General features: G+C 24.7%; 12 protein-coding genes and 1 other RNA gene. 4 read left to right on the forward strand and 9 right to left on the reverse strand.

The window, feature by feature from the left end:
* The first annotated feature begins 315 nt into the window (after positions 1–315).
* A complete protein-coding gene (locus NG918_RS06350) occupies positions 316–1,209 on the forward strand; it encodes a DUF5685 family protein (protein ID WP_252225393.1) in 894 nt (297 codons plus the stop codon).
* Between the two features lie 224 nt (positions 1,210–1,433).
* Here NG918_RS06350 and NG918_RS06355 read toward each other — a convergent pair whose 3' ends face one another.
* Positions 1,434–2,453: a pyruvate kinase gene (locus NG918_RS06355; protein WP_252213692.1), complete on the reverse strand. Its 1,020-nt coding sequence runs from the start codon at positions 2,451–2,453 to the stop codon at positions 1,434–1,436.
* Positions 2,454–2,700: 247 nt separating this feature from the next.
* On the opposite strand from NG918_RS06355, the gene NG918_RS06360 reads away from it, so the two are divergent.
* Together NG918_RS06360 and NG918_RS06365 are read left to right on the forward strand one after the other, a co-directional pair.
* The gene (locus tag NG918_RS06360) at positions 2,701–3,186 is read left to right on the forward strand and encodes a DUF4883 family protein (protein WP_252213694.1); all 486 of its coding nucleotides are present in this window, start codon (positions 2,701–2,703) and stop codon (positions 3,184–3,186) included.
* A 226-nt stretch (positions 3,187–3,412) separates the two neighbouring features.
* Entirely contained in the window at positions 3,413–4,246 is an 834-nt protein-coding gene (locus NG918_RS06365; RefSeq protein ID WP_252225396.1) for a PHP domain-containing protein, read from the forward strand.
* A 140-nt stretch (positions 4,247–4,386) separates the two neighbouring features.
* On the opposite strand, the gene NG918_RS06370 is transcribed toward NG918_RS06365, so the two are convergent.
* The 3 genes from NG918_RS06370 to NG918_RS06380 form a co-directional block, all read right to left on the reverse strand.
* On the reverse strand, positions 4,387–5,778 hold the full coding sequence (locus NG918_RS06370) for an aminopeptidase (RefSeq protein ID WP_252213698.1): 1,392 nt from the start codon (positions 5,776–5,778) through the stop codon (positions 4,387–4,389).
* A gap of 81 nt (positions 5,779–5,859) precedes the next feature.
* On the reverse strand, positions 5,860–6,774 hold the full coding sequence (hprK, locus tag NG918_RS06375) for an HPr(Ser) kinase/phosphatase (RefSeq protein ID WP_252213700.1): 915 nt from the start codon (positions 6,772–6,774) through the stop codon (positions 5,860–5,862).
* Positions 6,775–6,789: 15 nt separating this feature from the next.
* On the reverse strand, positions 6,790–6,978 hold the full coding sequence (locus NG918_RS06380; RefSeq protein WP_252213702.1) for a DUF896 domain-containing protein: 189 nt from the start codon (positions 6,976–6,978) through the stop codon (positions 6,790–6,792).
* Between the two features lie 433 nt (positions 6,979–7,411).
* On the opposite strand from NG918_RS06380, the gene NG918_RS06385 reads away from it, so the two are divergent.
* Positions 7,412–7,627: a hypothetical protein gene (locus NG918_RS06385; RefSeq protein WP_252213704.1), complete on the forward strand. Its 216-nt coding sequence runs from the start codon at positions 7,412–7,414 to the stop codon at positions 7,625–7,627.
* A gap of 335 nt (positions 7,628–7,962) precedes the next feature.
* On the opposite strand, the gene ssrS is transcribed toward NG918_RS06385, so the two are convergent.
* The 5 genes from ssrS to NG918_RS06410 form a co-directional block, all read right to left on the reverse strand.
* Positions 7,963–8,148, reverse strand: a non-coding RNA gene (gene ssrS / locus NG918_RS06390) — 6S RNA.
* 66 nt (positions 8,149–8,214) lie between these two features.
* Entirely contained in the window at positions 8,215–8,613 is a 399-nt protein-coding gene (locus tag NG918_RS06395; RefSeq protein WP_252213706.1) for a hypothetical protein, read from the reverse strand.
* A gap of 13 nt (positions 8,614–8,626) precedes the next feature.
* Complete coding sequence (locus tag NG918_RS06400; RefSeq protein ID WP_252213707.1) at positions 8,627–8,878, reverse strand: DUF1292 domain-containing protein; 252 nt, start codon at positions 8,876–8,878, stop codon at positions 8,627–8,629.
* 108 nt (positions 8,879–8,986) lie between these two features.
* Positions 8,987–11,272: an RNA polymerase recycling motor HelD gene (gene helD, locus NG918_RS06405; protein WP_252213709.1), complete on the reverse strand. Its 2,286-nt coding sequence runs from the start codon at positions 11,270–11,272 to the stop codon at positions 8,987–8,989.
* 204 nt (positions 11,273–11,476) lie between these two features.
* On the reverse strand, positions 11,477–12,022 hold the full coding sequence (locus NG918_RS06410) for an ECF transporter S component (protein WP_252225401.1): 546 nt from the start codon (positions 12,020–12,022) through the stop codon (positions 11,477–11,479).
* Positions 12,023–12,147 lie beyond the last annotated feature (125 nt).

Below are 12,147 nucleotides of genomic sequence, written 5' to 3' on the forward strand. Positions count from 1 at the left end.
TAATTCCCCCTGTTTTCTTTAATTTATACACACTCTTTAATTTTTTATATTTAATCTATTTATTTTTCTTTTGTTGTATCTCTTCTACAGTTATTATTATATAATAGTAATTATTACTTGTAAAGAGTTTTTTATAAAAAAAATAAAATAAATGAAATTTTTTGTATTCCATTTATCTTTAATTGCTTTGCTTTACTTATATATTAACACTGTGCCAAAACACAGATTAATTTTATTTAATAACAATTATTTTTATGGAAATTTATTACAATAGTGATATAATAAACTTATATTAATTTATTAAGGAGCATTTTTTTGTTTGGTTATGTTACTCCATTAAAAAATGAATTAAAAGTAAAAGACTTTAACATTTTTAAATCTTATTATTGCGGACTCTGTCATGAAATCAAAAAAAATTTTGGGAATATTCCTAGAATAACATTAAATTATGATATGACATTTCTAGCAATATTATTTGATTCATTAAATGATAATAGTATAAATATAAATGAATTTAGATGCTTATTTCATCCTGTTTATAAAAGAACTATTTTGTTTGATAATAAATCTTTATCTTATGCTTCATTTATGAATATATCTTTAAATTATTACAAATTATTAGATGATTCTGAAGATGACTGTTCATTAAAAAGCAAATTAGAAGCTTTTTTTCTATTACAATATAAAAATAAATTTCCAAAATCAATAAGTTCCATTAATACAAAAATTAAAACAAACCTTAATACTTTAAGTTCCTTAGAAAAAAATAAGAACTTTAACTCTATAGATGAAATATGTGATCCATTTAGTACATTAGTAGGACATATTTTTAAAGACTATCCCTATACTTTAAAAGACGATTCTTATAATTTAAGAAATACACTATATACACTAGGATACTCTCTTGGTAAATGGATTTATCTTATAGATGCATTAGATGATTTAAAAGATGACATGAACAAAAATAAATTTAACCCTATAAATTTTTTATATAATGAAAATAATTTTACTTACACAGAGCTAATTAAAATTATTAAACCTAAAATTGAATTTTTAATTTTAAGTTGTGCTTGTTGTTGTAAAGATAATTTATCTAAACTTACTTTATATAAAAATGAAGATATTTTAAAAAATACACTCGAATTAGGATTAATCCATAAATATAGTCTAGTAATACAAGACTTAGATTGTTTCTTAAATAAACGTTAATACTTTACTATAAAAACAATTGATAGCAGACTATATTATAATTAAATTCACACATAAAAAGATAAACAATTCTATTAACAAACAAAATTGTTTATCTTACACTCTAAATTATTTATTTTAAAACAAACATTTTATAAACCATTTTCAATAATTGAAAAGTAACTATCATTATAATTATCCATGTTATAGACATTAATCCATCTTTTAATATATTACATATTTTTTTATCCATGATACTTTTCTACTAGGTCTTTTAAAAATTTAACTGTTTTTATAGGTGCTCTACCAATAGAAGTTTCTCCTGCTAATAAAAAACCATCAACTCCATTTTTAATAAAATTATATATACTTTCCACTTCACTTACACATGGCATTTTTCCACTTTTCATATTATCTAAAATGTGTGTCGCTATTATAATTTCCTTATTAGTATATTCTTTTACTCTCTTTATTATAAATTCTTCATATATAGGTGTATCTTCTATGGAAGTTTCAGCTATTAAATCACCCCTTCCTATCATAATTCCATCTACTTTAGCTATTATCTTATCTATATTTTTTATTCCCTCTAAAGTTTCAATTTTAGCCCATATTTTAGGATTATACTTTTCTTTTTTATTTAAATTTACAAATTCTATTATTTCATCTATGCAATCATCACTTTCAACAAAGGATTGACATATTATATCTACTTTATGTTCTATTCCAAATTTGATATCCTCTTTATCTTTTAAGTTAAGCTTTATTTTACTTCTATCAAAACCCTTTATATTGCATCCTTTGCCAGCTCTTACAACTCCACCTCTTACAGTAATTGCCTTTAAAAAGCCCTCTTCTTCTCCTAATATATTAAATATCATAGTATTGTCTTTAATACTTATTTCATCATACTTATTTTCCATTAAAATATTATTATTTATATTCAAAGGAACTATTTTATCATTATTTTTTAGTTTTTGATTTACTTTTTTATATTTATCTTCGCCACAAAAATAAACTTTTTCCTCGTCATATATTTTGTATACACCACAAAGTTTATTAGACACTCTTATTTTGCTTCCACATAAATCTAATATTATAACTACATCTTCTTTTATTGCCTTTGCCATTTCAATATATTCTAAAAACTCGTTACTACTACCATGTGAAAAATTAAATCTTAATGAATTTGCCCCGCTATAAAATATATCTTTTAATACTTTCTTATCCATTATGTTAGGTCCTACTGTAGCAATAATATGCATATATCCTCCTTTAAATTATTATCTCTTTGTATAATTCATACTCATTAAAATTATAAATATCACAATAATAAATTTATTTTATTTAAAATTACATTTAATTACTCCATACAGCTTTGCTTATACATATATCAACACTCTACTAAAATATGTCCTTAATTTAAATTTCATAATATAAAAACTGGAGTTCTAAACATGATTAATTTGAATAAATTTATTAAATAAAAGTAATTTTTAGGAGGTTTATTCATTGAAAAAATTTATTGTTATCTTACTAATTTTATTAAATACCACAATTATGATGGGCTGTAGTTTATCAAATGCTAAATACATAAATTTTTCTAAAAAACCTAATAATCATTATTATACTGAACAGCTTACAAAAAAAGTATTAAATAATGAAGAGTTTTCACTTTATGTATTTGATAAAAATTTATATAAAGAAATTAAAGTTACTGATGATGAAAAACTTATAGTAGAAAACTTTTTAAATAGTTTAATTACTGATAATTATTTAGAAACTTCTGATGCAATTAATGAAAGAGAACCTTTTAGAATTAAAGTAATATTTAAGGATAATATTTTTTTAATAAAAGTCTTTAATTCAAATCTTATAACTTTATCACCTTGGGATGGTAATTATACAGAAGATATAGTATCAATGGAAAATCTACCTATTGGATATAATTTATTTAATTTCTGCATTCATACTGAGTCTAAGCCTATTGAAAAATAAAATAAATGGATATTTCAAAATAACAACTTTAATTTGGAATATCCTCTTATTTTATAAAAATGATTTCAAAATCTTCATAATTATTGTATAGTATTCTTATATTAATCGTATTATATTGTTAATTCTAATTATATTTTAGTACAGACTAGTTAATGTAGTTTTTATAATTTTTTAAAGAATAAAAATAATTAATTTAAAATTATATAACAGAAAGGAGTTTATATATATGTATAAAATAGATTTCCATGTACATACTTCATGTTCAGATGGATTATTATCTCCTGTTGAAGTGGTAAAACGAGCTAAACAAAATTCTGTTTCTTACTTAGCAATTACAGATCATGATACTTTATCAGGATTGGATGCTGGAATAAAATGCGGTAACGAATTAGATGTTAAAATTATTCCTGGAATAGAATTATCTACTCAGTATAATAATGAAAGCATTCACTTACTTGGATTTTTTAAAGATAATAATTACAATAATTCTGAACTAATAAACGAACTTAATAAAATTAAAAATCATAGAATTATAAGAGCTAAAGAAATTATTAAAAAACTTAAAACTGAATTTAACATAATAATTAATTTTGATGACGTATTATCTAATGGAAAAGATACTATAGCTAGACCTCATATTGCTAGAGCAATAATAAATGCAGGTTATCCATACGATAACGAATATATCTTCCAAAACTTTATAGGCAAAGATTGTAAAGCTTATGTTCCTACTCTAAAATTATCCACTAAAGATGGTATATGCCTTTTAAAATCATATAATGCATTAGTGTTTTTAGCTCATCCAAAACTTATAAGCAATTCCAAAATTGATGAGTTTTTAAAAATGAATTTAGATGGATTGGAAGCATTTTATTTTCAAAATACAAAAGAAGAAGAAGAGAAATTCATAAACATAGCTATAGAAAATAACTTATTAATTTCTTGTGGTTCTGATTTTCATGGTAATTTAAAAGATGACAAAAAACATGGTGATATTGGAAGCATGACTATGCCTTCAATTTACTTAGAAAACTTTTTAAGTGCTTTGAATATAAAATAATTATTACTTAATTAATAAAACAGAAAAGGAACTACTCATATTGCATTTTAAGCATTATGAATAGTTCCTTATATAATTAAACCATTAAAAATTTATCAAAAAATTACTATCTCTTTATATGAACTATACTATTTTTATTTCTATGCTTCTATTAAAAAGGCTCTGTAACCTCTCATAGTTTCATATATATCTGCTTTACTTGCTAATTCCCATGGTGCATGCATATTTAAAAGTGCTACTCCACAATCTATAACTTCCATATTATATTGAGCTAAAATGTATGCGATAGTTCCACCACCACCAGCATCAACTTTTCCAAGTTCTGCTGTTTGAATAGAAACATCGTGCTTTTCCATTATTCTTCTAAGCTCAGCCATATATTCTGCATTTGCATCATTACATCCTGATTTTCCTCTAGCACCAGTGTATTTATTAAATACCATACCTCTACCAAAGAATGCTGAATTTTTCTTTTCCATTACTGATGGATAATTTGGATCAAATGCTGCACTTACATCAGAAGATAACATCTTAGAATTGCTAAGACATCTTCTTAATTTAATATCAGAGAATCCTTCAACTTTATCAAGAACTTCAGCAACTATATTTTCAAAGAATTTAGATTGCATTCCTGTTGCCCCTATGCTTCCTACTTCTTCTTTATCAACTAAAAGGCAACAACAAGTCTTATCGCATTCATCAATATCAAACATAGCCATTAATGAAGTATATGAACATACTCTATCATCATGACCATAAGCCATAACCATACTTCTATCTAAACCATAATCTCTTGCTTTTCCTGCTGGAACTATTTCAATTTCAGCCGATAAAAAGTCTTCTTCTTCAAAATCATATTTTTCTTTTAATATTTTTAATATATTAGCTTTAACACTGTCTTTTTCTTCACCTTTTAAAGGCATACTACCAACTAATACATTTAAATCTTCTCCTTCAACTACTTTATTTCCTTTTTTAAGTAATTGATCTCCAGATAAATGTACTAATAAATCTGATACTCCAACAACTGGATCATTTTCGTCTTCACCAATACAAATATCAATTATTGAACCATCTTTTTTTACTACCACTCCATGTAGAGCTAAAGGTAATGTAACCCATTGATATTTCTTAATTCCACCATAATAATGAGTATCTAATAATACCATTTCATTATCTTCATAAAGTGGATTTTGCTTTGCATCTAATCTAGGTGAATCAATATGAGCGCCTAAAATTTTAAGTCCCTTTTCCATAGATTCTTTACCAATAATAAATAAAGCAATAGTTTTTCCTTTATTATTAGCATATACTTTATCTCCAGCTTTTAAAGTTTCTCCATTTTTTATTATATCATCTATGTTTTTATAACCGTTACTTTCTGCCATCTTAATAACTTCTTTTACACATTCTCTTTCAGTCTTACATATAGACATGAAATTTTTGTAACCATCACAAAAATCAAAGATTTCTTTTACTCCCTTTTCCTCATACTTATTCCATACATTCTTGTTGTTTTTTTCTGATTTCATATTTAATCCTCTCTTCTCTCTTTTGATAAATTTTACTTTAAAGAAAACTTATCATATATTTAAATAAACTTAGTTTAAATTTTAAGCTTCATCACTTACTGAACTCATTCTATTTTCTATTATATCAACAGGAGATACTTTAGACATCAATGAATATCTGTAGTTAACTGCTGCTGCCTCTATTATTACAGCAATATTTCTTCCTGGTCTAACTGGTACAGTTAACTTTTTGACAGGGATTCCTAATATGTCCATATATTGATTGTCTATTCCTAATCTATCATAATCATTGTCATCTTTCCAGTGTTCAAAATGCATTATTAGTTTTATTTCTTTTTCTTCTAATACAGAACTTAATCCATAAAGTTGAGTAACATCAATAATTCCTATTCCTCTTACTTCTAACATACCAATTGTTATCTTAGGTGAACTTCCTATCAATGTTCCATCACTTTCTCTAATATCAACAGCATCATCAGTGATTAATCTATGACCTCTTTTTATAAGTTCTAAGGCTGTTTCACTTTTTCCTATACCACTTTCTCCAGTTATTAATATTCCAATTCCTGAAACATCAACTAATACCCCATGTAATCTAGTTTCTGGAGCTAATTTATCTGCTAGATATAGTGTTATTTTACTTATAAGTTTTGTTGTTACAGACTTACTTCTTAATACCCATATATTATTCTTTCTTGCTTCTTTAATAAATTCTTCATGTGGCTCTAAACCTCTACTTATTATTAAACAAGTTATATTAAAGCTTAAATATTTTTTAACTCTTTTCTTTCTTACTTCAATTTGCATATCTTGTAAGAAGCTCCATTCAGCTTTACCTATAATTTGTATTCTTTCTGGAGCAAAGTAGTTATAAAATCCTGCTAATTGTAAGCCTGGTCTATTTACATCATTTACTTCGATTTTTATATCTTCATTTCCTTCAACTAATACTTCTAAATCAAAATCATTTATCAATCTTTTAACCGAAACCGCCACTCTCCATCATTCCTTTTATTTATTTTTCAGTTCTATACCATCTAATTGAGCTCTAAAGTTTTTCTTTACATTATCTATGTATCTTTTTCTTAATTTTTGTTGTAACTCCTTCTCTTCTTCTGTTAAACTTGCCTCTTTACTTTTCTTATATAATAAATTAATTTGTTCTATTACTTCTTCTATTTTCATATTTTCAATCTTCACTTTAAAATACATCCTTTCTCTTTCTATATCACTAATTTTACCTATTTTTAAAAATATAATCAACAAAAAAACTTACGACATTATTTTTTATTTTATTGTGTAATTTTAAACATATTTATTATACTGATCATTATAAATTGCTTTGAAAATATACATTTTTTAGTTTTTTCTGTAAATTTTTAAGATAATTTTTTTCTTGAATTTATTTCTTTTTTTGTACTTTATTTCTATTTTTGTAATATTGTGTATTTAAACCTCATTTTCTTGGTAATTAATGTCGGTAATTGTATAGCGAAATCTTTTTACAAAAGGCTACATTTTGTTTATAATTAATTTACATAAATTACTTAATTGACCTAAAATTCAATTTACTGCTTAAGAAAGTATACATGTGTTATTAGTTTAATAATAAATAATATAAGAGGTGATATAATTGAAAATTAAAGATTTGCTAAAATTAAAAAGAAAAATTATCATTAGAAAAAAATTGCTTAATTTCTTATTAGTTTGGTTTAATCCAAGAAACACTTTAATGATTGTTTTATCTAAAAATTTAGACAAGCATATTGCAAAATATCAAAAAATACTCTCTCTACAACATAAACACCAAAAATATAAATTAGATATGGTTAGATTAGCAATTGCTTAATTTAACTATAAAAATTATTATTACTCTCTTTAATAATTAACTTTTATATTAAATTAATAAGTCATTGATATTTAGTATTTAGAATATTAATTCCAATCTAGTAATCAATGACTTATTATTATTAAATTCACTCTTTATTTATAAATTAATCTATACTTTAAATTATCTATAATTGAATTTTACATTTTTTACATATGATTATTTTTTATTCTTTAGGGGTACTCACTACACCTTTAAAACATAGTATTCTAGAAATTATCCACAGATTTAAGATTTTTATAATTTACTAAAGAATAAAAAAACACCTCATAATGAGGTGTTTTAATTCATAAACAATAGCTCCCAACATGCCGTTTACTTACATATTCATACCTGCGCCTCGCAGGTGGGTTAAGTTCAACTTAATTTTGTCTTCTTCTGTAAATTAATTTAGAGAAGCCTGACAGACATAAGTATGTCACAAATCCCGAAAATGTCATGTAGGTTGAATATAATAAGCTATGCGAACATCTTAGGAAAACTACACTTTTATTATATCATAACTTCGTTTTAATTCAATAGAATTATTATACTATTATTTATTTTTTTTAATCATTATAATCATTTAAAACTTCGTCTAAATCTACTTCACTATCACATTTAGCGAATGCTGCTATAAACTTTACGTATCCCAAATTTCTAGTCTCATTTTCTACTTGCCTATACTTTCCTTCAACATCTAAATCTTCCATAGAATCTTCTATTATGCTTTCTATATTATCCATAGCAATATCTTTTAAGTAAGGCATATAAAAATCATTGTACCACTCATCACTCTCGTCATCAAAATCACATTCTTCATTGGCATAATTTTCAGCTGCATCTATTTCTTCTTTATCAAAATCATAAAAGAATTTAATTAGTGCATATTCATCAGTTTGACCTATTTCTTCAATTTCAGATAATCCGTTTTTTTCTAAATAATCTATTATCTCAGAACTTTTCATTTACTATCCTCTCCTAATATAATAATTTTTTATATTCTTTTTTTATTGCTTCAAATTCTTTATCATCTTCAACAATATTTAACTCTTCCTTACCATCCTTATCTGTATCTACTCTAAATGCAAAAATATTAGCATCTTCTGATGAATCATCAACTGGTGATAGTAATAGATATTCTATTTTATCTAAATAAATTCTAGCTATTGCTTCAAAATCAACCTTATTTCCAGTTTCATCTTTAAAAGACATTATCTCTTTTTCTTCCATTTTGTTCACCTCTTAATTTTTTTATAAAATATATAAGTTTATAACATATAACAAGCTTCCATAGTTGCTATTATTATATGCACTTTTATTTTTAATGAATATACTTTTTTAATTATTTTCCTCAATTAAATGAGTTAATGAATCAAGCTTTAAAATATATTCATAATGTAACGCTCTAGTTAACATAACATATAATAGTCTTTGATCTAATATATTATTTTGATAATTTTCCTTACTTGGATTATATATAATTGTACAGTCAAATTCTAATCCTTTAGTTAAGTAAGATGGTATTATAACATTATCCTCTAAAAAGCAAGTTTCTTTTCCTTTTATACGTTGAAATTTATATGCACTGTTATTCTTTAAAATCTTTTCTACTTTTTGTGCTTGCTTAGAGTCTTTAGTTATTATAGCTATACTAATTTTACCTAATTCTCTGATTTTTTCAATTATTTTATCTATAATTTTGTAAATATTTTTTTCACTTTCATCAAATTTAATAATTTTTGGCTCTTCTCCATGTCTTAATACAGCTTTTGCATCTTTAAGACCTAACTTTTGAGCCTTCAAAGTATGCTTTGCAAAATCAATTATTTCTACTGTGGATCTATAGCTTTGAGTTAATTGAACATAAGTTGCTTTATCTTTAAACAAGTCTTTAGTTATGTCTTCCCAACATTTCAACCCTTTATAATAATAAATTCCTTGAGCTAAGTCACCAACTAGAGTCAATGAGTTACCTTTAGAAAATGAATTTATTAAATGTATTTGAAATGGACTATAATCTTGTGCTTCATCTACAACTATATGTTTAAACTTTTCTTTTTCATCAATTCCTTCTAATAAATTTCTTATATACAAAAGAGGTGCTAAATCATCTTCATCAATAATCTTATTTTCATGATTAATTAAAAAATCCGCTTTCATAAAATCTAATAATTCATTAGAAATATCTTCTGGTCCTATAAAATCAAAAAGATCGTCAGTAAAAAATTTATAATATATATCACTAACGCCTATACCTTTCCAATTTTTAAAATACTCATTAAATTGTTTCTTATAATTTTTTAATATATGATTTTTAATTTCATCTCTCTTATCATATTCTTCTACTAATAGCCTTCTTCTTTCAACCAAATCTTCACAAGTATTTTTTATATTTTTTATTTTACTTTCCCATCTAAAATCAATTGAATACAATAAAACCTCTATTTTTTCTTTTATTTTCAAAGATAAATATCTCTTAATTTCGTCTTTTCTTTTATTTATAGCATAAGATTTTAAATCTTTTAAATATAATTTAACTATTTCTTTTTTTTCAAAAATAATATATCCATCTATAGTTATATCTTCTATCTCTCTTGTACTACTATCTACTAATGCAATATATTTATCTATCATATTTTTAAATTCAATAGAGCCTTTAAAACATGCAGATCTTATTATAAAATTTCTTTTATTATCATCATCTTCTTCCATTATGGCTCTAAGCTTATCATCCTTACTATAAATTTTTCCTTTAAGCTTAAATTTAGATTTTACAAGTTCTTCAAATGTGTTTTGTTGCACTTCTTCCGCACCTAAATTAGGCAATGTTTCGGATATATAGTCTAAAAATAATTTATTTGGTGCTAATACTAATATATCGTCTCCGTTCATACTGTCTTTATATCTGTAAATAAGATATGCTAATCTATGAAGAGCTATTGTGGTTTTTCCAGATCCTGCTGAGCCCTGAACTATTATTGGAAAATTCTTAGGCCATCTTATGATTTCATTTTGTTCCTTTTGTATAGTAGAAACAACTTCTTTTAACTTTTTCCCTCTACTCTCTTCAAGATTAATTTTTAAAAATTCATCTACTAGTTCTGTTCCTTCTTCTCCATTTATCATTAATTCATTTAATGAATCATCAAATATATCTTTAATTTTTCCCTCATCAAATAAAAACTTTCTTTTAAGTAACAGTTTTCCTTCAATTAATCCTGCTGGAGCTTTGTAGTATGCTTCTCCACCAGTTCCACTATAATATAAATCAGCTATAGGTGCTCTCCAATCTACTACAACTTCTTCACCTCTTATATTATTAGTAATTCCTTTCTTTCCAATATATATATTTTCTTCAAATCCAAATTTTTCTGCAAAATCAACTCTACCAAAATACGGTGTTTCAAGTGCTTCTTCATATCCATCTATATCTTTTTGTAATACACCATATATCTTTTCAGTCGTTTCCTTTTCTTCATTATAACTTCCCTTGGACTCTTTAGATAAATATCTAATCTTTGCATTTACTTTTTCTCTATTAATTCTTTTTTCATTTAATTCTTCTAAAATTAAACTTCTTTTTTCTTCTAATACTTCTTCTTCATATAATAATTCATTTTTCATACTTTACCTCTTATAAAAATAACTTAACATATCAATTATATCCAAATATTAATCATAATAATATAGTATATTTAGTAAATTATAAAAACATTGGCTTGTTTTAACAGAGTTTTTATATATATATAAGTAAAGTGAAAACGTTAAATCTAGAATAAATAGGTATTCTAAAACTTTTTAGAATACCTCTTTATTGCTTATTATGTTTTAAATTTTTGCTTTTATATCTTTATACTCAAAAAACTCCCCAAAAACATGATATATGTCTGTCCTTCTTGCTTTTGACATAGCTTTTGCTAATGAATACGCAATTGCTCCATCGATAAAGTGATGTATAATAGTTCCTACTGCTGTAACTATTAATAATTGAAAAGGATCAAGTCCTATAAATGGGATTACAACTATCATTTCTGCTATACCGTGAACAGGTGCTGTAATCATTGTAGCTTTTTTATAATTTTTACTTTTCATAATAATTTTAGCTCCAACATATCCTACAAGTATATGTGTTGCTGCTCTAAATACTACTACCATTGGCATACCTGACATTAAAAAACCTAGTGTTGAACCAATCCCTACTACTATAGATACCGCTGGCGATATAAGCATTGCTAGCATCATTGGTACATGAGAAGCTAATGTAGCAGTAAATGGTGGCATTACTATCTTTAAGAATCCAAATTGTATAGGTATTATTATCGCTAATGCAGTTAATAATGCTGCATAAACCATTTGTTTAATTTTATTATTCATTATAAATCCCCCTTTTAGTGTATATACATTAGTATACTATTATACGTTGCTTATGTAAACTTAGTTTTTAAGTTTTTTATTTAAGGCTCTGTTTTAAATGTGTGTTGATATATGCAATAGGTAAA

Source organism: Clostridium sp. ZBS2 (assembly GCF_023845855.1).
GTDB lineage: Bacteria > Bacillota > Clostridia > Clostridiales > Clostridiaceae > Clostridium > Clostridium aquiflavi.